The 20,850-nt window shown below is 66.2% G+C and carries 20 protein-coding genes; 11 read left to right on the top strand and 9 right to left on the bottom strand.

Annotated elements, in window-relative coordinates; translation table 11 throughout:
* The first annotated feature begins 1 nt into the window (after window position 1).
* Genes GGI48_RS15250 through GGI48_RS15235 form a run of 4 tightly spaced genes read left to right on the top strand, consistent with a single transcriptional unit; the run spans window position 2 to window position 3,213 of the window.
* Entirely contained in the window at window positions 2-886 is an 885-nt protein-coding gene (locus tag GGI48_RS15250; RefSeq protein WP_179599018.1) for a metal ABC transporter substrate-binding protein, read from the top strand.
* A complete protein-coding gene (gene hisI, locus GGI48_RS15245; protein ID WP_016966265.1) occupies window positions 883-1,326 on the top strand; it encodes a phosphoribosyl-AMP cyclohydrolase in 444 nt (147 codons plus the stop codon). The genes GGI48_RS15250 and hisI overlap by 4 nt, the downstream gene beginning before the upstream one ends.
* Complete coding sequence (locus GGI48_RS15240; RefSeq protein ID WP_016966264.1) at window positions 1,316-1,876, top strand: DapH/DapD/GlmU-related protein; 561 nt, start codon at window positions 1,316-1,318, stop codon at window positions 1,874-1,876. Before hisI ends, GGI48_RS15240 begins: the two co-directional genes overlap by 11 nt.
* Before the next feature lie 2 nt (window positions 1,877-1,878).
* On the top strand, window positions 1,879-3,213 hold the full coding sequence (locus tag GGI48_RS15235) for a dihydroorotase (protein ID WP_179599015.1): 1,335 nt from the start codon (window positions 1,879-1,881) through the stop codon (window positions 3,211-3,213).
* Between the two features lie 75 nt (window positions 3,214-3,288).
* Here the strand turns inward: GGI48_RS15235 and GGI48_RS15230 are convergent, their stop codons facing one another.
* Window positions 3,289-3,813, bottom strand: coding sequence for a DUF3617 domain-containing protein (locus GGI48_RS15230; RefSeq protein WP_016966262.1), 525 nt, complete (start codon window positions 3,811-3,813; stop codon window positions 3,289-3,291).
* Between the two features lie 132 nt (window positions 3,814-3,945).
* Here GGI48_RS15230 and cls point away from each other — a divergent pair, with 132 nt between their 5' ends.
* Window positions 3,946-5,385 carry a cardiolipin synthase gene (gene cls, locus GGI48_RS15225; RefSeq protein WP_179599013.1) on the top strand — a complete coding sequence of 480 codons (1,440 nt, stop codon included), beginning with the start codon at window positions 3,946-3,948 and terminating at the stop codon, window positions 5,383-5,385.
* Window positions 5,386-5,404: 19 nt separating this feature from the next.
* Here cls and cfaB read toward each other — a convergent pair whose 3' ends face one another.
* The 8 genes from cfaB to hflK (GGI48_RS15185) all read right to left on the bottom strand — a co-directional run bounded on the left by cfaB (window position 5,405) and on the right by hflK (GGI48_RS15185) (window position 14,692).
* Window positions 5,405-6,592 (bottom strand): C17 cyclopropane fatty acid synthase CfaB, encoded by a 1,188-nt coding sequence (gene cfaB, locus GGI48_RS15220; RefSeq protein WP_047306704.1) that lies wholly within the window; start codon window positions 6,590-6,592, stop codon window positions 5,405-5,407.
* An 84-nt stretch (window positions 6,593-6,676) separates the two neighbouring features.
* Entirely contained in the window at window positions 6,677-7,465 is a 789-nt protein-coding gene (locus GGI48_RS15215; protein WP_179599011.1) for a DNA-binding domain-containing protein, read from the bottom strand.
* Window positions 7,456-8,301 (bottom strand): DUF692 domain-containing protein, encoded by an 846-nt coding sequence (locus GGI48_RS15210; protein WP_179599009.1) that lies wholly within the window; start codon window positions 8,299-8,301, stop codon window positions 7,456-7,458. The genes GGI48_RS15215 and GGI48_RS15210 overlap by 10 nt, the downstream gene beginning before the upstream one ends.
* A gap of 66 nt (window positions 8,302-8,367) precedes the next feature.
* Window positions 8,368-8,619: a hypothetical protein gene (locus GGI48_RS15205; RefSeq protein ID WP_179599007.1), complete on the bottom strand. Its 252-nt coding sequence runs from the start codon at window positions 8,617-8,619 to the stop codon at window positions 8,368-8,370.
* 139 nt (window positions 8,620-8,758) lie between these two features.
* Window positions 8,759-10,660: a cation-translocating P-type ATPase gene (locus GGI48_RS15200; RefSeq protein ID WP_103740654.1), complete on the bottom strand. Its 1,902-nt coding sequence runs from the start codon at window positions 10,658-10,660 to the stop codon at window positions 8,759-8,761.
* Window positions 10,657-11,715, bottom strand: coding sequence for a protease modulator HflK (gene hflK, locus GGI48_RS15195; RefSeq protein ID WP_179599005.1), 1,059 nt, complete (start codon window positions 11,713-11,715; stop codon window positions 10,657-10,659). The genes GGI48_RS15200 and hflK (GGI48_RS15195) overlap by 4 nt, the downstream gene beginning before the upstream one ends.
* Window positions 11,712-12,752, bottom strand: coding sequence for a protease modulator HflC (gene hflC, locus GGI48_RS15190; RefSeq protein ID WP_016966254.1), 1,041 nt, complete (start codon window positions 12,750-12,752; stop codon window positions 11,712-11,714). The genes hflK (GGI48_RS15195) and hflC overlap by 4 nt, the downstream gene beginning before the upstream one ends.
* On the bottom strand, window positions 12,749-14,692 hold the full coding sequence (gene hflK / locus GGI48_RS15185; RefSeq protein WP_179599003.1) for a protease modulator HflK: 1,944 nt from the start codon (window positions 14,690-14,692) through the stop codon (window positions 12,749-12,751). The genes hflC and hflK (GGI48_RS15185) overlap by 4 nt, the downstream gene beginning before the upstream one ends.
* Window positions 14,693-14,937: 245 nt before the next feature.
* Here hflK (GGI48_RS15185) and GGI48_RS15180 point away from each other — a divergent pair, with 245 nt between their 5' ends.
* The 6 genes from GGI48_RS15180 to GGI48_RS15155 are packed head-to-tail and all read left to right on the top strand — an operon-like array spanning window position 14,938 to window position 20,687.
* Window positions 14,938-15,561: a CDP-alcohol phosphatidyltransferase family protein gene (locus GGI48_RS15180; protein ID WP_016966252.1), complete on the top strand. Its 624-nt coding sequence runs from the start codon at window positions 14,938-14,940 to the stop codon at window positions 15,559-15,561.
* A gap of 10 nt (window positions 15,562-15,571) precedes the next feature.
* Entirely contained in the window at window positions 15,572-17,329 is a 1,758-nt protein-coding gene (locus GGI48_RS15175) for a bifunctional alpha/beta hydrolase/class I SAM-dependent methyltransferase (RefSeq protein WP_179599001.1), read from the top strand.
* The gene (locus GGI48_RS15170) at window positions 17,329-18,675 is read left to right on the top strand and encodes a phosphatase PAP2/dual specificity phosphatase family protein (RefSeq protein ID WP_103742453.1); all 1,347 of its coding nucleotides are present in this window, start codon (window positions 17,329-17,331) and stop codon (window positions 18,673-18,675) included. The genes GGI48_RS15175 and GGI48_RS15170 overlap by 1 nt, the downstream gene beginning before the upstream one ends.
* A complete protein-coding gene (locus tag GGI48_RS15165; RefSeq protein WP_179598999.1) occupies window positions 18,665-19,120 on the top strand; it encodes a hypothetical protein in 456 nt (151 codons plus the stop codon). The genes GGI48_RS15170 and GGI48_RS15165 overlap by 11 nt, the downstream gene beginning before the upstream one ends.
* A 9-nt stretch (window positions 19,121-19,129) precedes the next feature.
* Window positions 19,130-19,753, top strand: coding sequence for a lysophospholipid acyltransferase family protein (locus GGI48_RS15160; RefSeq protein ID WP_016966248.1), 624 nt, complete (start codon window positions 19,130-19,132; stop codon window positions 19,751-19,753).
* A 1-nt stretch (window position 19,754) separates the two neighbouring features.
* Window positions 19,755-20,687 carry a phosphatidate cytidylyltransferase gene (locus GGI48_RS15155; RefSeq protein WP_179598997.1) on the top strand — a complete coding sequence of 311 codons (933 nt, stop codon included), beginning with the start codon at window positions 19,755-19,757 and terminating at the stop codon, window positions 20,685-20,687.
* Window positions 20,688-20,850 lie beyond the last annotated feature (163 nt).

Genomic DNA, 20,850 nt, shown 5'->3' with positions numbered 1-20,850 from the left:
GATGCGCGCTCTACTCGTGTTGTTCAGCCTGCTGCTGCCATTGTCGTGGTCCAGTGCCCAGGCCGCGGACAAGCTGGCCGTGGTCACCAGCTTCAGCATCCTTGCCGACCTGACCCGCCAGGTCGGCGGCGAGCATGTACAGATCACCAACCTGGTAGGCGCCGACGAAGACGCCCACACCTACGAACCCACGCCGGACGATGCCAAGGCCCTGCTCAAGGCCCGGCTGATCATCAAGAACGGCCTGGGCTTCGAACCCTGGCTGGATCGTCTGGTGGCCAGCTCGGCCAGCCAGACGCCGGTGATCACCGCCAGTCGCGGGGTGATTCCACGCACCCTGGACGAAGACGGCGAACAGATTCCCGACCCGCACGCCTGGCACAACCTGGCCAACAGCGAACTCTACGTGCGCAACATCACCCAGGCGCTGATCGCCGCCGACCCGGCTCACCAGGCCGACTATCAGCGCAACAGCCAGGCCTACCTGCAACAGATCTACCGCCTGCTGGCCGAGGCCAAGGCCAAGCTCGGCGCCCTGCCTGCGGGCAACCGCAAGATCGTCACCTCCCACGACGCCTTCGGCTACCTGGGCCAGGCGTATGGCATCGACTTCATGGCGCCCCAGGGCCTGTCCACCGAACGCGAACCCTCGGCCGCCGAAGTCGCGGCGCTGATCACCCAGATCCGCAACGCCAAGGTCAAGGCAGTGTTCATGGAAAACATCAAGAACCCGCGCCTGCTCCAGCAGATCGCCGACGAAAGCGGCGCCCACATCGGCGGCACCCTGTACTCCGATGCCTTGGCGGCCACGGGCCCGGCCAGCACCTTCATCGGCTTGTTCGAACACAACCTCAACACCCTGTACGACGCCTTGAGCCAGCAATGATCCAACGCCCTGCGCTATCGCTGCTGGACCTGGAAAGCGCTGCCCTGGGCAGTCGCTGGCCACTGACCGCGGTGCTCGACGCCCTGCCCTGGAACAGCGACGGGCTGATCGCCGCCATCGCCCAGCAGCACGACAGCGGCGAGGTGCTGATGCTGGCCTGGATGAACCGCCGGGCCCTGGCCGAAACCCTGGCCAGCGGTCAGGTCTGCTACTGGTCGCGCTCGCGCCAGTGCCTGTGGCGCAAGGGCGAAAGCTCCGGCCATCGCCAGCGCCTGATCGAAGCGCGCCTGGACTGCGACGGCGATGCCGTTTTGCTGCAAGTGGATCAGCACGGCCCGGCCTGCCACACCGGCCGCCCCAACTGTTTCTACAACGCCATTCGCGATGGCGCGGTGGAAGTCATCAGTTCCCCCTTGAAGGACTCGCGTCATGATTCGTAAAAACCCTTCCGGCGATCTGCCGGTGATCGCCGAATCCGCCTACGTCGACAAGACCGCCATCATCTGCGGCAAGGTGGTGATCGGCGATAACGTATTCGTCGGCCCCTACGCGGTGATCCGCGCCGATGAGGTGGATGCCAGCGGCCAGATGCAAGCCATCACCATCGGCGCCAACTCGAACATCCAGGACGGCGTGGTGATCCACTCCAAATCCGGCGCGGCGGTGACCATCGGCCAGCACACCTCCATCGCCCACCGCTCCATCGTCCACGGCCCGTGCGTGGTCGGCGATCGAGTATTCATCGGTTTCAACAGCGTGCTGTTCAACTGCGAGGTGGGCGACGGCAGCGTGGTCCGGCACAACTCGGTGGTGGACGGTCGCGACCTGCCGCCGGGCTTCTATGTGCCCTCCACCACCCGCATCGGCCCCAACACCGACCTGGCGCAGTTCCCTCCGGTGAGCATCAGCGCCTCGGAGTTTTCCGAGGACGTGGCCCGCACCAACGTCGATCTGGTGCGTGGCTACAAGGCCCTGCAGAACGAGTTTTGAGCATGGGCCGAATCCTTATCCGCAATGCCCGGCTGGTGAACGAAGGTCGCGAGTTCGACGCCGATCTGCTGGTCAATCACGGGCGCATCGAGACCATCGGCAGCCTCGACCACCTCAGCGCCGACCTGGAAATCGACGCCCAGGGTCAATGGCTGCTGCCGGGAATGATCGACGATCAGGTGCACTTTCGTGATCCCGGCGCGCCGGAAAAAGGCAGCATCCATAGCGAGTCCCGCGCCGCGGTGGCCGGAGGCATCACCAGCTTCATGGACATGCCCAACACCTCACCGGCGACCCTGACCCTGGCCGCCCTGGCGGACAAGAAGCGCCGCGCGGCGATCGCCTCGGTGGCCAACTACGGCTTTCACTTCGGTGTCAGCAACGACAACCTGGACACCGTCGCCGCTCTGGACCCGACCCAGGTCGCCGGGGTCAAGGTGTTCATGGGCGCCTCCACCGGCAACCTGCTGGTGGACGATCCCCAGGTGCTGGACCGGCTGTTTCGCCAGGTGCCCACCCTGCTCCTGGCCCACTGCGAACACACCCCGAGCATCCAGCTCGCGCAACAACGCTGGCAGCAACTGTATGGCGAACAGATTCCCGCCGCCGCCCATCCACGCATTCGCGACGCCGAGGCCTGCTACCGCTCCTCGTCCCTGGCGGTGGAACTGGCGAAGAAACACGGCACGCGCCTGCACGTGCTGCACCTGACCAGCGCTCGGGAACTGGCCCTGTTCGAGGACCGGCCCCTGGCCGAAAAGCGCATCACCGCCGAAGTCTGCCTGCACCACCTGCTGTTCGATGACCGCGACTATCCGCGCCTCGGCCACCTGATCAAATGCAACCCGGCGATCAAGACCCAGGCCGATCGCGATGCCTTGCGCCAGGCCCTCAACAGCCAGCGCCTGGACGTCATCGGCAGCGACCACGCGCCTCACACCTGGGAGCAGAAACAGCAGCCCTACACCCGCGCGCCCGCCGGCCTGCCCCTGGTGCAGCACGCCCTGCCGGCCCTGCTGGAGCTGGTGGCCGACGGGGTCCTGCCGCTGACCACCCTGGTGGCCAAGACCAGCCATCGGGTGGCCGATCTGTTCGCCATCCCCGACCGCGGCTACCTGCGCGAAGGCTACTGGGCCGACCTGGTGCTGATCCGTCCCGAGCCCCAAGGGCTGGCCGTGGACAGCCAGCCGATCCTCGCCCAATGCGCCTGGACGCCATTTGCCGGCCGGCGCTTTCGCCACAGCGTCGCCACCACCCTGGTGTCCGGCCAGCTCGCCTGGCACCAGGGTCGCCTGTACGACCACTGCCAGGGCCTGCCCCTGCGCTTCGATCGCTAGCCCCCCAGCCCAAGGTCGCCGGAGCCTACTGACGCGGCGCCGCCAGCAACGTAGCGCGGCGGCGGCGACGCGGGATCAGGAAGCCCGCGGCTTGACCGTGCCGCAGTCCTGGCCGAGCCACACGGCGCGGGTGTCCATGCTGCCTTTTTGCTGTATGCCGGTGGCATTGAAGGTGCCGATCACGTTGGTGGTGAATTCGCGATCACTGATGAACCTGGCCACCCCGTTGCCCTGGGCCTTGGGACAACTGAAGCGGAACTTCCATTGGTTGCCGTTGCGCTCGGTGACCTGCTGCTGGCAGCCCGACTGCGGGTCCTGCAGCGGAATGGTGTCGGACTTGACCTGATCCGGCGTCAGGCACACGCGAATGCCCTTGCCGCCCATGGTCACCCCCTGTTTCTCCAGCATGGCCCGTTGTTCCGGGGTCATTTGCTGTTGCAACTGGCCGAGGATCAGCGACAGATCCGGCAGGTTCTGGTCATCGACCTTCATGTTGCTGCTGGTCAGTTCCCACAAGCCCGGTTGCAGCATCTGCGCCTGCGCCGCCAGTGGCAGCGCCATTCCCGCCGCCAACGCCCAACCCAGTAAACGAAGTTTCATCGAATGACTCCTAGACAATAGTGGCCGTTAGACTTCGAGCAAGGCACGGCGTTGCATGCAGAATAAAATAGCGACATTCGCCGTGGAACATGGTCTGTTAGGCATTGAATCTTCAGGAGCAAGGCTGCCCCCATGGATTATTTTGGCCCGCACCTCTTTGGCTACCTCATCGCACTGCTGCATTTTCTCGGGCTGATCGCCGCGATCCACGCGGTGTTCACCGTCAGGACCGCCCAAGGCGCCATTGCCTGGGCCCTGTCGCTGATGTTCATCCCCTACCTGACCCTGATCCCTTACCTGGTGTTCGGCCGCAGCACCTTCGATGCCTACATCAAGGCCCGGCGCCAGGCCAACGTGGAAATGCACAAGGCCATCAACGAGCTGAACTGGCGCCCCTGGGTCGAAGAAGCCCTCGCCGCCCGGGCCTCCCAGGCCTATGCCGCGCTGCGGGCCATGCCCAAGCTGGGGCGCATGCCGTGCCTGGCCAACAACCAGGTGCGCCTGCTGGTCAATGGCGATGCCACCTTCGAAGCGATCTTCAACGCCATCCGCCGTTCCCACAGGGCGGTACTGATCCAGTTCTTCATCATTCACGACGACGAGCTGGGCCGGCGCCTGCAACGCCTGCTGCTGGAGAAGGCCGCCGAAGGGGTGTCGATCCACCTGCTCTACGACGGTATCGGCAGCCATTCCCTGCCCGCCGCTTATGTGCAGACCCTGCGCGACGCCGGGGTCCAGGTGCACGCCTTCGCCACTCGCAGTGGCTGGCTCAACCGCTTCCAGGTGAACTTCCGCAATCACCGCAAGATCGTCGTGGTGGACGGCTTGCTGGGCTTTGTCGGCGGGCACAACGTCGGCGACGAATACCTGGGCAAGAAGCCGCCCCTGGCGCCCTGGCGCGATACCCACGTGCAGGTCAGCGGCCCGGTGGTGGCCTGCCTGCAGGAGTCCTTTGCCGAAGACTGGTTCTGGGCAGCCCGGGAACTGCCGCCGCTGATCCTTCCGGACACTTACCCGGACGACGGCGTGCTCTGCCAATTGCTCGCCAGCGGCCCCGCCGACGCCTACGAAACCTGTTCGCTGTTCTTCGTCGAAGCGATCCACGCCGCCACCGAACGGGTGTGGATCACCAGCCCGTATTTCATTCCCGACGAGGCGGTGTTCGCCGCCCTGCGCCTGGCGGTGCTGCGGGACGTGGACGTGCGCATCCTGCTGCCGGCGCGCCCGGACCATCGCATCGTCTACGCCGCCTCCAGTCTCTATGCCTTCGAGGCGGTGCGCGCCGGGGTCCGGGTGTTCCGTTATCAGCCCGGGTTCCTGCATCAAAAGGTGGTGTTGATCGACAACGAGATCAGCGCCATCGGCAGCGCCAACCTGGACAACCGCTCCTTCCGCCTGAATTTCGAAGTGATGTTGCTGACCGTGGACGACGACTTCGCCACCGAGGTGGAGGACATGCTCAAGGCCGACTTCGCCAAGGCTCGGGAAATCGCCAAGGAAGACAGCCGCCAGACCCACCGCATGCAACAACTGGGCATGCGCGTCGCGCGGCTGATTTCGCCGATTCTGTAAGCTGCCGGTCAGGGTCGGCCTAAGGGTGATAGAGGTCGTCGCGGGTCCAGGGCAACTCATGGCTGCCATCGGCATGGGTCTTGACCGCGAGAATCTGGTGCAGGTTGATCCAGCCCTTGGCGAAGGCATAGGCGCAACCCGCCAGGTACAGCCGCCAGATCCGTAGCGCCTGCTCGGGAACCTGGCGGGCGGCGGCCTCCAGGTTGTCTTCCAGGCGTTCGCTCCAGTGGTCCAGGGTCCGCGCGTAATGCAGGCGCAGGCTTTCGACATCGACGATTTCCAGCCCGGCGTCGCTGATCTGCGCGGAGATCATCGCCAGGTGCGGCAGCTCGCCATTGGGGAACACGTAACGCTCGATGAAATCACCGGCGCCCCGGCCCACGGGACGTCCATCGATGTGCTTGGCGGTGATCCCGTGGTTCATCACCAGGCCGCCTTCGCGCACCGCGTTGAACAGGGTCCGGCAATACTGCGCCAGGTTGGCGTGGCCCACGTGTTCGAACATGCCGACGCTGACCACCTTGTCGAAGCGGCCATCCTGGGGCAGATCGCGATAGTCCAACAGCTGCAGTTCCACCAGATCGTCCAGGCCCTCGGCACTCACCCGTTCCCGCGCCAGGGCCAGTTGCTCCTTGCTCAAGGTGATGCCAAAGACCCTGGCGCCGAACTCGCGGGCCGCGTAGCGGGCCAGTCCGCCCCAGCCGCAACCCACGTCCAGCAGGTAGTCCCCCGGTTGCAGGCGCAGCTTGCGGCACAAATGGCGGAACTTGGCTTGCTGGGCCTGCTCCAGGGACTCGCTGCCGGTCTCGAAATAAGCGCAGGAATAGGCCATGTCGCTGTCGAGCCACAGCTGGTAGAAGGCATTGGAAAGGTCGTAGTGATAGGAAATGGCGGCCGCGTCCGTGGCCTTGTCGTGCAGGGTGCGCACTGGCTGATTATCGTCGTCTTCATCCAGCAGGGCTTGGCTCAGCTCGTCGCAGACCCGGATGACTTCGCTGATGGAACCTTCGAGTTCCAGTTTGCCTTCGACAAAGGCGCCCCCCAGCGCATCGAGGCTGGGATGGGTGAATTGCGCCACCAGCTGCGGGTCCTTGACCACGATGGTGACGCTGGGCTCTGGCCCAAGGTTGAATTCATGGCCATTCCAGAGCCGCAGGCGTAAGGGTAATTGCAGATTCTGTAAGGCCGGTGGAAGTTGCGCGAGCATGAAAAATCCCCCCTGTTTCAGACGTCTGAAATGAGGGTAGACCATCTTGAAAAAATAGCTGGCTATCGAATTTCCAGCGTTTTTTCAGGATTCGCGGCGAACCACCAGGCCCTCTTCGACCCACTGTTTCAGCCAGGTAACCGCCTGCAACGGGGCCCCCTCGGCATAAGTGACGGCCAGCTCGGCGCAGAGTTCCGCGAAATTCCACTGTTGCTCGATCATGCCCCGCAGTGCCGCGGCTTCTTCGGCGGTCAGGCTGCGATACCGGCAGACCCGCTCCGCTCGCCAGACCAGGCACACCTGTTGCTGATCGAGTAAGGCACTGTCGGGGAAATCCCCCTGCTCCTTGACCGCGCGCCACTGGGCCAGGCTGTTGTAGCGACAGTCGAGCCACTGCACACAGGGCGCCAGGCGCAGTTGCAGCAGCGGCCATTGTTCAGCCTCCAGCCCGGCCATGGCTTCCACCGTCAGCACCTGGGCTTCGGCGGCATCGAAGGCCAGGGTGAAGGCCCATTCCAGGCGCGCCAGTTCCGCCAGGGGCGCGCCCTGCTCCGGCACCAGATGGCCCTGGATAAACTCGGCAAAACCCTGCCCCAGCCAGCGCAGGCTGAAATGCCGGGACGGGCATTGGCGAATATAGGCGCCGGTCAGTGCCTGGAATTCAGCGTCCCCCAGCCAGTGCCAGATGGCCGGGAAGTCGCTGCCCATGACCTCCTGCAGCCGGGCCAGGTAGGCGTTGTGATAGATCGCCAGGCCCGTCTCGACATCCAGGGTCGGGCCACCGATCAGGCTCTGTTGCAGGGCCGCGCGGGCCTGGGCCTGTTCGCCCAGCAGATAGCGTTCGAAAGCCAATTGCCAGTCATTCAGGCGCATCGCTGCCTCCCGGCCAGAGCCTGTTGCCCGAGCGCGCGGGCCTTGTGCAGTTCGGTGAGCAGCTCGTGCAAGGGTGGAAAATGATCGTCGCGCTCCAGCAGGGTCGCCACCGGACCCAGGTGTTCAAGGGTGCGTTGATACAGTGCCCAGACCGGATCGCACACCGGATGGTCGTGGGTGTCGATCACGTAATCGCCGTAGTCCTGGTGCCCGGCCAGATGCAGTTGCCGCACCCGCTGCGCCGGCAGCCCCTGGATGAACTGCCAGGGATCGAAACCGTGATTGCGCGAACTGACATAGACGTTGTTCACGTCCAGCAACAGCTCGCAGCCGCTGAGCTGGCTCAAGGCCGCGAGAAACTCCCATTCGCTGAATTGATCGGCCGCGGCGCGCACATAACTGGAGACGTTCTCCAGCACCAGGGGCCGCTCCAGCACCTCCTGCACCTGCCGCACCCGACCCGCCACGTATTCCAGGCTCTCCTCGGTGTAGGGCAAGGGCAGCAGATCGTGCAGTTGATGAGCGTTGCCCCGGCTCCAGCACAGGTGATCGGAGATCCAGGCCGGGTCCACCCGTCGGGCCAGTTGCTTGAGTTGCTTGAGGTAGTCCAGGTCCAGGGCATGGGGACCACCAATGGACAGCGACACCCCATGCATCACGATGGGGTAACGCTCGGCAATGGCGTCCAGGTAATACAGAGCCTTGCCGCCCTCGACCATGAAGTTCTCGGACACCACTTCAAACCAGTCGACGTCCGGTGCTTCATCGAGAATCTGCTGGTAGTAGGCGCTGCGCAAACCCAGGCCGTAGCCCAGGCAGGAAGAAAGGTCAGACATCGCGAACTCCTCGCAACGTGGCCGCAGTGGTCGTCAGTCGCCACTGCGGCAGCACGGATTCGCCGCTTACTCGCCGACTTTGCCGCCGGCTTTTTCGCACGCCGCCTGGGTCATGGCCTTGAAGCCCTGGCCTTTGCAAGCGCCCATGCCTTTGCAGGCGTGGTCCTTGGTCTTGCAGTCGTTCTGGCCTTTGCAGGCGTTGACGCCGTAGCAGTGCACCTGGGCATCGGCAGCAGACACTTGAGTCACGACACTGGCAAACATAGTGGCGGCAGCGAAGGCCAGGGCAGCACCGGCAGCGGTTTTCTTCATGTTCATTTTTTATTCCTCAATAGTCGCAAGGGGTCGACGGGCAGCTTGTGCAATCCCGTCATAGCACTAGAGAGAGGAGGCATCCCGGCGTTACAGCCGGGATGAAAAAAAACTGCACAGCCGCGTTTCGCCGGCAAGCCAGCGGCTACAGCTTGAGCAACGGCTCCTGGAACCGCAGCAGGCGCCCGGCATTGCCCAGCACCAGCAAGGTGCTGAGGTTGTGCAGCAGCGCAGCAATCATGGCCCCCGCCGCTCCCAGCCAGCCAAAGGCGGCAAAGGCGACGATGGCCAGGGTCCAGCCCAGGCCGATGATCACATTGACCTGCAAGGTGCGCCGGCATTCGCGGCTCAGGCGCACGCAGGTGCCCAGGCGGCGCAGGTCGCTGCCGATCAGCACCACGTCCGCCGACGCCAGGGCGATGTCCGCGCCACCGGCGCCCATGGCCACGCCCACCACCCCGGCTTTCAGCGCCAGGGAATCGTTGATGCCGTCCCCCACCACCATCGGCCGGAAGCCCTTGTCGATTTCCCCCAGCACGCGCTTGAGTTTGTCTTCCGGCAGGGCCTGGGCCTGGACATCGCTGATCCCCACCTCCAGGGCCAGAGTGTCGGCCACGCTCTGCCGGTCGCCGGTGAGCAGCAACTGCCGCCCCAGCCCCAGTTCGCGCAACTCCGCCAGTGCGTGCTGAGCCTCCGGCTTGACGCTGTCGGCCAGGAGCAGCCAAGCGCGGAACTGGCCATTGAGCGCAAGCCCGGCAATCGGTCCGTCATGCTCCGGCACCGGGCTGGTAGTGATGCCCAACTGGCTGAACAGCTCCGGGCGACCCAGGGCCGCTTCGCCCTGTCCGGTACGGGCCACCACGCCCAGGCCCTGGCGTTCATGGATGTCGCTGAGCGGCCATTGGTCTTCCTGGGGCACCAACCCGGCCAGGGCCCGGCTGACCGGGTGACTGCTGGCCGAGCCGAGGCTGGCGGCCAGGTTGAGCACGCCGTGCGGGTCCGGCTCGGGGCTGTCGATGGCCTGCAGGCGCAAGGTGCCGAACGTCAGGGTGCCGGTCTTGTCCACCACCAGGGAGGTCAGGTCCGCCAGTTCTTCAAGAAAGGCCGAACTGCGGATCAGGATGCCGTGGCGCGCGGCCACGGCGATCCCGGCGATGGCCGTGGCCGGGGCCGAGAGCACCAGGGCACAGGGACACGCCGCCACCAGCACCGCGAGCATGGCCTGGGCATCGCGGGTGATGAACCAGGTCACCGCCGCCAACAGCAGCACCAGCACCAGATAACTGCCGGCATAACGCTCCAGCAAACGGGTGATGGGCGGCTTGGCCCGCTCGGCGCTCTGCATCAGGCCGATGACCTTGCCCAGGGTCGACTCCTCACCGGTGCGGGTCACTTGCAGCCGCAACAAGCCGTCCAGGTTGATCGCCCCGCCGAATACCTGCATGCCCACCGTGGCTTCCAGGGGCACCGACTCGCCGGTGATCGGCGCGGTGTCCAGGCTGGCCTGACCGGACAGCACCAGGCCGTCGGCCGGCACGCGGTCACCGGCGCGCACCTCCACCCGATCACCGGCCTTGAGGCTGGCGTTGTCCACTTCCAGCACGCTGCCGTCGGCCTGGACCTTGCGCGCCAGGCTGCGGGTCAGACGGCCCAGGGCGTCGATGGCTTCCTGGGAGCCGATCACGCTGCGCTCCTCCAGCACGTGGCCGAAGATCATGATGATCGGCAGCAAGGCGGCGGTCAGTAGATCGCCGGTGGCCCAGGCACCGAGCATGGCCAGGGCGATCAGTTGATCGGTGATGCCGTGCAGGCTGGGATAACGCAGGCTGAACCAGGCCGAACGCATCACCGGCACCGCCACCAGCAAGGACGCCACCCCCAACAGCAACTGGCTCACGCCCTCCTGCTCCGGGGCCTGCCAGCGCCACAGCAGGCCCAGCCCCAACAGCCCCAGGGCCAGCATGGCCAGGGTCAGTTGGCGCGCGGCGCTGCGTTGCTCGGCGCTGGTCAGCATGCTGGCGGGGGCCGCCTGGGTTGAAGCAGTCATTGTTCAGCTCCCTGAATGATCAGGCGGGAATCGTCTTTGGGGTTGACCGTGGTCACCGAGCCGGCCTGCCCGAGAATCTTCGGCAGGCGTTCGCGATAGATGCGCAGGAGCATTTGCGGATCGGTGCCATCGCGTTGTGCCTGGGCCAGGCTCTGCACCGTGGCGGTCTGGGCCCGGGCCAGGGCCAGGCGTTCGCTGGCCTGGGCATGGGCCACCTGCAGGCTGTGATCGGCTTGCTGGTTGGCGCTCTGGGTCAGCTTCTCGGCCTCGGTGCGGGCATTGGCCACCGCCTTGTCGGCTTGCTGGCTGGCGGTCAGCACCGCGTTGAAGGCACTCACCGCCGGTTGCGGCAGGCTCGACTGCACGTCCACCCGCGTCACTTCCAGGCCAATGCCCTGGCCGCTGGCGCTCAGTTGCGCCAGCCGCTGGTTGATGCTTTGCAACAGATCGCCGCGCAGCCGTTCACGACGTTCGGCGGCCTGATTGTCAGTGCCCATCAACTCCGGACGCGCCACCAGGATGGTGTCCAGATCACGGGCGGCGGTCAGGGCCAGGGCGCTGCGGGTGACCAGGCGATCCAGGGCCGGCAGCACATGGTCGCCCTGCAGCACATAGGCGAAGGGGTCACTGACCTTGTAGAAGACCCGCACATCCAGCTGCACCACCCCGGCATCGCCGGTGAGCAGATAGCCCGAACCGGCCAGGGTATCGTTCAAGGGCGTGGCCAGACTCGCCACCCGATCCCCTTCCAGGGCGGCATCGGAACGCAGCAAGCCTTCGACCCGCCGCTCCAGCACCCGGTCGGCGGCGGGCAACAACACCACCTGCTCGAAGGGCTGCGGCCAGGCCAGGAGCAAACCGGCGTTCTGCACCCGCTGCAGAGCGCCAAAGTGCAACACCAGGGCGCGGTTCTGTGGATCGATCTGCCGCACATTGGATACCGCCCAGGCCACCGCCGCCAGCACCGTGACCACGTACAGCGCGATAAAGGCCAGACGTCCGGCCTGAATCCACGGGCTGCTTGATTCATGTGTTCCACGTGGAACCTTATTCATGGCTGCGACCCGGAAGCTTTACCCGGCAGGCTCGGCGGGCCGTCCACCAGCACCCGGAATGGCGCGGCATCGGTGCGCAGAATCAGCTTGGTGCCCGGCGTCACCACGGTGCCCAGGGTGTCCAGGGAGCGCAGCAGGTTGTACAGCTGTGGCGAACTGGCGTAGGCGCGGCCATAAATCTGCGCCGCTTCCACCCGCGACTGGGCTTCGATATCCGCAGCCTTCACCGAGGCATCGGCCTGGACAATCCGCGCATCGCGCTCGGCGGCGGAGCGGATCTGCGCCGCCTCGCGCTTGCCAATGGCGGTGCGTTCGGTGGCGATGGTTTCCCGCTCGGCGCGCATGCGATCCACGGTGGCGGTGAGGGTCACCGACGGCAGGGTCAGGCGCTCGATGCCCACCTGCACCACCTGCACGCCATAAGTGGCCAGCAGTTGCTGATCGATCTGCTTGCGCAATTGCCCTTCGAAATCGGCGATCCGCACCTTGCCGGCATCGGTGTTCACCAGATTGGCCAGGTCGAAACTGCTGGCCGTGGTTTCCAGCGCCGAGCCGACGAAGGTGCGGATCTGCCGCGCCGCTTCATCGGGCTGGTTCTGCACGGCACGCATAAAGCGCTGCACGTTGTCCGGGTCGCCCTGCACCCGCCACGCCACATAGGCCTGGACGATGATGCGCAAACCGTCGCGGGTGCCCACATCCTGCAAACCGCTGGAGGTGGTGCGCAGACGCAGATCCACCGGAATCGCCGCTTCGAATGGCGCCGGCCAGCGCCAGCTCAGGCCCGGTTCCAGCAGCACCCGCGCCGGGTTGCCGAAACGGGTGATCACCGTGGCCTCGCCGGAGCGCACCTGCACCAGGCTCGCGGCGGCGACGGCGAACAGCACCAGCAGCAATGCCCAGCTCATGCGCCGCCAGGGGAAGGGCCCGGCCTCGGCCGGCGCGCCGTGATGGTGGTGGTGATGACCGTGATGGTGATGATGGCCGTGCCCATGGTCATGAGCGGGGTGATCGTGAGAGTGGGCAGACTGGCTCAATGGACGGCTCCTGGCTGAGCGGCTTTGCCCCGCGCCACAGGGTCGGCGGGCGGGGTGAATGTACGCAGATCGAGGGTCGGCGCGCTGTCGCCCCCCAGACGATGATCGAGAATCAGCAGCCGGGCCTGGCTCAGCCCCTGGCTCAGTTGGCTCAGGTACTGCTCCAGGACAAAGGCCTGACCGGCGCTGGCATAGGCTTTTTGCTCGGCGCCAAAGCGCAGGTCGGCGGCCTGGGCCGTGGCCTGGACCTCCCGGGCGCTGGCCCGGGCCTGGTCATTCGCCACACTGGCCTGCAATTGCGCCTGATTGGTTTGTTCGGCGGCGGCGCCACGCTCCCGGGAGATCAGCGCCTGGGCCGCAATCTGCGCCGCTTGCACACCGTGATAGGCATTGGCGGCGCCGGCCGGCGGATGGATGGCTTCGACCACGGTGGCGAGGATTTCCACACCGCTGTCCAGCTTGTTCAGATCGGCCTGCACGGCCTTGCCGATGTCGTCCGCCAGCCCGGTTCGGTCCTCGCCCAACAGACCGTCGAGGGTGCGCGAAGCGAAGTCGTGCACCAGCACCCGGCTGGCGGTGCTGCGGATCAGGGTCGGCACATCGCTGCTGTTATAGGTCGCGGCCAGCGCCGCCTTGTCGTCCAGGCCGATGCGGTAGACGAAGCGCACGTCCATGTTGACGATCTGGAAGCTCTGTTGCTGGTCGCTGCCACTGGCGATGACCTGGGATTTGTCATTCACGTGGCTGGCGTCCCACAGGCGGTTGGCAAGCGCCGGCGCCGGTGCTTCGGCGGCCGCCGGCAGCGGCGCTTGCGGGCTGTCGCCGACGCTGGTGGCCAACTCGTGGACCACGCCGTTTTCCACCCTGATGACCCGGCCCAGCGGCCAGGGCAGGCCCACATGCAGCCCCGGCCCAAAGACCTGCACCGGCTTGCCGAAACGCTCATAAATGCCGCGACTTTGCAGCGAAAGTTCATGAACGCCGGTCAACAGCCAAGCGATTGCCAGCACCACCGCGAGCACCGGCAGCAGCGCCCGGCGCATGTAGGTAAAGGCCCAGATCTGCCGCAGATCGATGCCGAACCGGTTGTGCAACTCATGCTGCAGACTGAGCAGCGGCTGCGGCGGCCAGCGCAGCATATCGGCGATCACACTGTGGGCCAGCAAGCGCGGCTCAAGCTGTTCACGCTGCGGGCTGAACAGCGACAACAGCGCCCGCAGCAGCAACTCCCCCGCCACCAGCGCCGGCAGCAGGCCGGTCAGCACCGCCAGGCGCACCGGCCACAGCGCCGTGTCGCTGCTGAACAACAGGCACAGGGCACTGACCAGCAGGCACAGGATCGACACCCGCAACAGTTGCGCCAGGGCGCCGGCCTCCGGCCACTCCAGGGCCGGTTCCTGGGCCAGTTGGCGTTCCAGCACCAGCAGGGCGAAGGCCAGCAGCAACGCCAGCACCGCGCCGACACTGGCACTCAGGCCCAGGGCCGTGGCGGGCAAGGCCAGGTTGAACACCTGCGACAGGCTGTACAGGATCAGCAGCGACCAGCCGCCGAGCCACAAGGTCGGGGCGCCGATCTGCCGCAACAGGCGCCGCCAGCGCAGTGCCAGGACCGCCGAGAGGCCGGTGCGTGGCGGCTCCTCCTCGGGCAGCGCCGCCAGCGGCACAGGGTTGCTCGCCTCTTCCCGCCAGCGACTGAGCCAACAGGCCGACTGCAGGCCCGCCACCGCCACCAGCAAGGCGCAGGACAGGTTCACCAGCAGCGCCGGCCAGATCGTCTGCGCGGCGAACAGGTCGACGAACACCGCCGACACCAACCCCAGCAGCGCCAGCCCGAGCAGGCCCACACCCCAACGCTGCAAGCGCCCGGCGTGAACCGCCGCCCGCTGAAACCGTGGCAAGGCGGCCACGTCGGCGCCCTGTGTCTGAAGATCGACTTGCATACCACCCCGCCGCTCTGGCCCGACCCTGTGGATAAACCCCGGGCCGAAAGAAGTTGAAACAATTCGTTACTGTATAACCCATCGAGTGAAATTTTTGTCGCACGTCATGCCTTTTCATCTATAGCGCGCGTCGAAGACACAACTGGCAGCCATTTGCTGGAGCAGAAACTTCTGATGTCAGCCCCCTGGCATTTATGGCAATAATCCAGCCCTGCTCACCGCGTGCGACAAGGAACCGTCCCATCATGCTCTCGATTTACCAGCTCAAACCGCGCTTTCAGAACCTGCTGCGGCCGTTGGTGCAGCGCCTGTACGACAACGGCACCACGGCCAACCAGATCACCGTCCTGGCCGCCGTCATCTCACTCCTGGTCGGCACCGTCATCGCCCTGTTCGCCAGCCACGCCTGGCTGTTCGCCCTGATTCCGCTGTGGATGATCCTGCGCATGGCGCTCAATGCCATCGACGGCATGCTGGCCCGGGAATTCGGCCAGCAATCGCGCCTGGGCGCCTACCTCAATGAACTCTGCGACGTGGTCGCCGACAGCGCGCTGATCCTGCCCTTCGCCCTGCTCCCGGGCGTCAGCCTGCTGCTGGTGCTGGCGGTGACCCTGCTGGCGCTGTTCAGCGAATACGCCGGGGTGCTCGGGCCGATGGTCGGCGCCTCACGGCGCTACGACGGGCCCATGGGCAAGAGCGACCGTGCGTTCATCCTCGGCGTGCTGGCCACCGGCATCGCTCTGGGCTGGCTCGGCGCCCTGTGGATCAACGGCGTGCTGGCACTGGTTGCCGCCTTGCTGGTCTACACCCTGATCAATCGGGTCCGTCAGGGCCTCAAAGAAGTTCAGCACAACGCTCCCTCTGCATAAGGAAATGGCAATGCGCGACGCTCAACACCAGACGTTCCGGACCCATGACGGCGTCGAACTGTTTTACCGCCACTGGCCGGCCACTGAAGTGGTGCCCGGCGAACCGCGTCAGGCGGTGCTGCTGTTCCATCGCGGGCACGAACACTCCGGGCGCATTGCCCACCTGGTGGACGAGCTGAACCTGCCGCAGTTCGACTTCTTCGCCTGGGACGCTCGCGGCCACGGCCAATCCCCGGGTGCCCGGGGCGATAGCCCGAGCTTCGCCACCAGCGTGCGCGACGTGCAGACCTTCTGCGACCACCTGGGCAGCGCCCACGGCATCGACGAAGAAAACATCGCCGTGGTGGCCCAGAGCGTCGGCGCGGTGATCGCCTCCACCTGGGTCCACGACTACGCGCCGCGCATCCGCTCCCTGGTACTGGCCTCGCCGGCGTTCAAGGTCAAGCTGTACGTGCCCTTCGCCCGCCCGGGCCTGGCGCTGATGCGGCGTTTTCGCGGCAACTTCTTCGTCAACAGCTACGTCAAGGCGCGCTTCCTGAGCCACGACCCGGAACGGGTGCGCAGCTACGACGCCGACCCACTGATCACCAAGGCCATCTCGGTCAACGTGCTGCTGGGCCTGTATGAAGCAGCCGACCGGGTGGTGGCCGACGCCCAGGCGATCCAGGTGCCGACCCAATTGCTGATTTCCGGCGCCGACTTCGTGGTGCACCGCAAGCCCCAGGAGCAGTTCTTCGAGCGCCTGGGCAGCCTGCACAAGGAAAAGCACATCCTCCCCGGCTTCTTCCACGACACCCTGGGAGAAAAGCACCGCGCCCCGGCCATGGCCAGCATCCGCCGCTTCATCCTGCAGAACTTCGCCCGCCCGCTGAACCGCCCTGCCCTGCTGGACGCCGACCGCCTGGGCGTGACCTGCGCCGAATCCGAGGCCCTGGCCGCACCGCTGCCGCACAACTCCCTGCGCGACCTGTACTGGCGCGCCACCCGCGCCAGCATGCGCCTGGGCAGCCAGCTGTCGGCGGGGGTCAAGCTGGGCTTCGACACCGGCTTCGACTCCGGCAGCACCCTGGACTACGTCTACCGCAACCAGCCCACCGGGCATTCCGCCCTGGGCCGGTTGATCGACCAGAACTACCTGAACTCCATCGGCTGGCGCGGCATCCGCCAGCGCAAGCTGCACGTGGAAGAACTGCTGCGCCTGGCCATGGAAAAACTCCGTGAGCAGAACAGCGAAGTGCGCATCGTCGACATCGCCGCCGGCCACGGCCGCTACATCCTCGAAGCCCTGCAAGGGGTCAGCCCACTGCCGGAATCGATCCTGCTGCGCGACTACAGCGACATCAACGTGCGCGACGGCAGTGCCCTGATCCAGGAAAAGGGCCTGGGCGAGATCGCGCGGTTCGTCAAAGGCAACGCCTTCGACCGCGAGGACCTGGCGGCCCTCGATCCCAAGCCGACCCTGGCGGTGGTGTCCGGGTTGTACGAGTTGTTCGCCGACAACCAGATGGTCGGCGGCTCCCTGGCGGGGCTGGCCAGCGCCGTGGAACCCGGCGGCTACCTGGTGTACACCGGCCAGCCGTGGCACCCGCAGCTGGAACTGATCGCCCGCGCCCTGACCAGCCACCGCGAAGGCCAGGCCTGGGTCATGCGCCGCCGCACCCAGGCGGAAATGGACCAACTGGTGGAAGCCGCGGGCTTTCGCAAGATCACCATGCGCGTGGATGAATGGGGGATCTTCAGCGTATCCCTGGCGCAACGGGTGCAATGATGAGCGCAGCTGCCTTGCCAGCGCGGGAGCCGGGCCTGCTGAAACCGGCGGTGCTCTGGCTGCTGCTCCTGGCGCCGCTATTTTTCAGCACCTACGGCTTCGCCACCTGGGTCACCGCCCAGCGCGACGACGTCGGCAGCCTGGTCTTCGACTGGGAGCGGCACATGCCGTTCTGGGCCTGGACCATCGTGCCCTACTGGTCCATCGACCTGCTCTACGGCTTCTCCCTGCTACTGCCCCGCAGCCGGGACGAGCTCAAGCGCCACGCCCTGCGCCTGCTCAGCGCCCAGTTGATCGCGGTCAGTTGCTTTTTGCTCTGGCCGCTGCGCTTCACCTTCCCCCGGCCGGAGCTGGACGGGGTGTTCGGCTGGCTGTTCGAGGTGCTGGCCGGCTTCGACAAACCCTTCAACCAGGCACCGTCGCTGCACATCGCCCTGCTGGTGGTGCTGTGGGTCTGCTACGCCCGGCATAGCCAGGGCTTCTGGCGCTGGCTGGTGCATGGCTGGTTCGGCTTGATCGGGGTGTCGGTGCTGACCACTTATCAACATCACTTTGTCGATGTGCCCACCGGCGCCCTGGCCGGCTGGCTGTGTGTCTGGCTGTGGCCGCTGGATCGCCCCAGCCCGCTGTTCAGCGCACAACCGGCCCGTGACCGGCGACGCCGCCAGCTGGCCGGACGCTACGGTCTGGGCGCGGCGCTATTGGCGGTGGCTGCCTTCACCTGGGGCGGCACCGGGCTGTGGCTGATCTGGCCCGCCGTGGCGCTGCTGCTGGTGGCCCTGAACTACGCCCTGCTCGGCGCCACAGGGTTCCAGAAGCGTCAGGACGGCCGCCTGAGCCCGGCCGCCCGCTGGCTGCTGGCCCCTTACCTGGCGGCGGCCTGGATCAACTCGCGGTTGTGGACAAAAAACCATCCACAGCCGGATCAGGTTGTGGATAACGTCTGGCTCGGCCGCCTGCCCACCCCGGTGGAGCTCAGGGACAGTCCGTTTGTCGCGGTGCTCGACCTGTGCGCCGAGCTGTCCCTGGACAGCCGCGGCTTGCAGGCCTATCAGAGCCTGCCGGCACTGGACCTGTGTGCCCTCAGCGCCGAACAATGCCTGGCCGCGGCGCAAGCGGTGGAACGCCTGCGCCGGCAAGGCCCGTTGCTGGTGTGCTGCGCCCTGGGCTATTCGCGCAGCGCCACGGCGATTGCCGCCTGGCTGCTGCACAGCGGGCGCGCCGCCACGGTGGACGCGGCCATCGTGCAGATCCAGCGGGCCCGCCCGCAGATCGTCCTGCAAGCGGCCCAGCGCCAGGCGCTGCAGACCCTGATCCCCGCCAAGAGCCCGGCCCATGTCCAGTGAAATGCAGCTGTACAGCGTAGCCAGCCTGCTGCGCCGGGGCCGGGCCCTGGATCAGTTATCCACAGGCCTGACCCTGCTCGGCGCGCTGTATGGCCTGGGTCAGTACCTGCTGGCCAGCGTCACCCTGGGTGGGCTGATCGTCAGCCTGGCCCTGCTACTGCTAGGGCTGGTGGAAAAGTACCTGGCGCTGCGGGTGGCCTTCGACGCCGACCTGTTCCAGCGCGTGGCCGATGGCCCCGCGTCCCTCGAACACAGCACCCAGGCCCTGGACCAGGCCCTGAGCGCCCTCGGTCTGCAGCCCGCCCAGCGCGGTGGCCGGCCCTGGAACGAACGCAGCCGCGGGGCCCTTGGCCTGCTGCGCCGTCAGGCGTTGCTGCTGGCGGCCCAGGTGCTGGTGCTGTTGAGCTTGATCCTGGCCAGCCCCTGGCTGACCTTCGCCGGATAAGGAATGCCCATGTTCGAACCCCTGGTTGCCAATCTCATCACCTCCGCCGCCCGCAGCATCACCGGGGCCCGCAGCCTGTGGCTCGGCTCCGCGCCGCGACCGGTGCAGCGGATCTACTTCGCCAACCACAGCAGCCACGGCGACTTCGTGCTGCTCTGGGCCTCGCTGCCGCCGGCCCTGCGCAGGCTGACCCGGCCGGTGGCCGGTGCCGACTACTGGCAGAAAAGCGCCCTGCGCCGCTACATCATCAACCGGGTGTTCAACGGCGTGCTGATCGACCGCGAGCGCAAGGAGGCTGTGGATAACAATCCCTTGCAGCCGATGCTCGATGCCCTGGACCAGGGCGACTCGCTGATCATCTTTCCGGAGGGCACACGCAACCCGGAAGACGGCCTGCTGCCGTTCAAGAGCGGGATCTACCACCTGGCCAAACGTTATCCACAGGTGGAGGTGATCCCGGTGTGGATCGCCAACCTCAACCGGGTCATGCCCAAGGGCCGCTTCCTGCCCCTGCCGCTGCTGTGCACCACCAGCTTCGGTGCGCCGCTGAGCCTGGAAGAAGACGAAACCAAGGAACACTTCCTCGAACGCAGCCGCGCCGCGCTGCTGGCCCTGGCCCCGGAGCACGCCTGAGATGGATAAGCAGACCCTGATGTTGTTCGGCGGCATCGGCGCCATTCTGGTGCTGGCCTCGCTGATCGGTTTCATCCTCCAGTGGCGCACCCGTGGCACGCCCAACCCGGTGATCGACAACCTCAATGCGCGGATCAACGCCTGGTGGGTGATGGTGCTGGTGATCGGCATCGCCTTCTGGCTCGGCACCGCGGCGGTGATCCTGCTGTTCTATGCGGTGTCGTTCTACGCCCTGCGCGAGTTCCTCACCCTGACCCCGACCCGGCGCAGCGACTATCCGGCCCTGGTGGCCGCCTTCTACCTGGCCCTGCCCCTGCAGTACCTGCTGATCTACTCCGACTGGTACGGATTGTTCTCGATCTTCATCCCGGTCTACGTGTTCCTGCTGTTGCCGATCCTGGCGTCCCTGGGCGGCGACAGCACGCACTTCCTGGAACGCGCCTCCAAGGTCCAGTGGGGCCTGATGATCGCGGTGTTCTGCGTGTCCTTCGTGCCGGCCCTGCTGACCCTGAACATCGATGGCTACGAAGGCCGCAACCTGCTGCTGATCGCTTACCTGGTGATCGTGGTGCAGCTCTCGGACGTGCTGCAGTACGTCTGTGGAAAACTCTTCGGCAAGCGCAAGATCGCCCCCAACCTGTCGCCGTCCAAGACCGTGGAAGGCTTTGTCGGCGGCATCCTGCTGGCGTCGCTGATCGGCGGCGCGCTGTTCTGGATCACCCCGTTCAATGTCTGGCAGTCGTTCCTCATCGCCCTGCTGATCAACCTGCTGGGCTTTGCCGGCGGCATCGTCATGTCGGCGATCAAGCGCGACCGCGGGGTCAAGGACTGGGGGCACATGATCGAAGGCCACGGCGGCATGCTCGATCGCCTGGATTCGGTGTGCTTCGCCGCGCCGATCTTCTTCCACCTGGTGCGCTACTGGTGGACCTGAGCCCCTGTGGCGAGCGAGCTTGCTCGCGCTGGGCTGCAACGCGGCCCCAGGCCCGGCCAACGCAAAGTACCTGACACCCCGCGTAGCCAGATTCTGCGGCCGCTGCGCGACCGAGCGGGAGCAAGCTCCCTCGCCACAGTAGCTAGAGCATGCCGGTGAGGCG

Source organism: Pseudomonas protegens, from assembly GCF_013407925.2.
Lineage (GTDB): Bacteria > Pseudomonadota > Gammaproteobacteria > Pseudomonadales > Pseudomonadaceae > Aquipseudomonas > Aquipseudomonas fluorescens_AP.
Note: the sequence above shows the minus strand (reverse complement) of the source record. Positions and strands in the feature narration are given on the sequence as shown.

Excerpts from the sequence above, each read along its gene's own strand:
- GGI48_RS15165 (WP_179598999.1), top strand. The coding sequence starts at position 18,665 with ATGTCCAGTGAAATGCAGCTGTACAGCGTAGCCAGCCTGCTGCGCCGG.
- GGI48_RS15170 (WP_103742453.1), top strand. The coding sequence starts at position 17,329 with ATGAGCGCAGCTGCCTTGCCAGCGCGGGAGCCGGGCCTGCTGAAACCG.
- GGI48_RS15250 (WP_179599018.1), top strand. The coding sequence starts at position 2 with ATGCGCGCTCTACTCGTGTTGTTCAGCCTGCTGCTGCCATTGTCGTGG.
- GGI48_RS15180 (WP_016966252.1), top strand. The coding sequence starts at position 14,938 with ATGCTCTCGATTTACCAGCTCAAACCGCGCTTTCAGAACCTGCTGCGG.
- GGI48_RS15160 (WP_016966248.1), top strand. The coding sequence starts at position 19,130 with ATGTTCGAACCCCTGGTTGCCAATCTCATCACCTCCGCCGCCCGCAGC.
- hisI (WP_016966265.1), top strand. The coding sequence starts at position 883 with ATGATCCAACGCCCTGCGCTATCGCTGCTGGACCTGGAAAGCGCTGCC.
- hflK (WP_179599003.1), bottom strand. The coding sequence starts at position 14,692 with ATGCAAGTCGATCTTCAGACACAGGGCGCCGACGTGGCCGCCTTGCCA.
- GGI48_RS15210 (WP_179599009.1), bottom strand. The coding sequence starts at position 8,301 with ATGTCTGACCTTTCTTCCTGCCTGGGCTACGGCCTGGGTTTGCGCAGC.
- hflK (WP_179599005.1), bottom strand. The coding sequence starts at position 11,715 with ATGAATAAGGTTCCACGTGGAACACATGAATCAAGCAGCCCGTGGATT.
- GGI48_RS15235 (WP_179599015.1), top strand. The coding sequence starts at position 1,879 with ATGGGCCGAATCCTTATCCGCAATGCCCGGCTGGTGAACGAAGGTCGC.
- GGI48_RS15200 (WP_103740654.1), bottom strand. The coding sequence starts at position 10,660 with ATGACTGCTTCAACCCAGGCGGCCCCCGCCAGCATGCTGACCAGCGCC.
- GGI48_RS15155 (WP_179598997.1), top strand. The coding sequence starts at position 19,755 with ATGGATAAGCAGACCCTGATGTTGTTCGGCGGCATCGGCGCCATTCTG.
- GGI48_RS15175 (WP_179599001.1), top strand. The coding sequence starts at position 15,572 with ATGCGCGACGCTCAACACCAGACGTTCCGGACCCATGACGGCGTCGAA.
- GGI48_RS15205 (WP_179599007.1), bottom strand. The coding sequence starts at position 8,619 with ATGAACATGAAGAAAACCGCTGCCGGTGCTGCCCTGGCCTTCGCTGCC.
- GGI48_RS15215 (WP_179599011.1), bottom strand. The coding sequence starts at position 7,465 with ATGCGCCTGAATGACTGGCAATTGGCTTTCGAACGCTATCTGCTGGGC.
- cfaB (WP_047306704.1), bottom strand. The coding sequence starts at position 6,592 with ATGCTCGCGCAACTTCCACCGGCCTTACAGAATCTGCAATTACCCTTA.
- GGI48_RS15240 (WP_016966264.1), top strand. The coding sequence starts at position 1,316 with ATGATTCGTAAAAACCCTTCCGGCGATCTGCCGGTGATCGCCGAATCC.
- GGI48_RS15230 (WP_016966262.1), bottom strand. The coding sequence starts at position 3,813 with ATGAAACTTCGTTTACTGGGTTGGGCGTTGGCGGCGGGAATGGCGCTG.
- cls (WP_179599013.1), top strand. The coding sequence starts at position 3,946 with ATGGATTATTTTGGCCCGCACCTCTTTGGCTACCTCATCGCACTGCTG.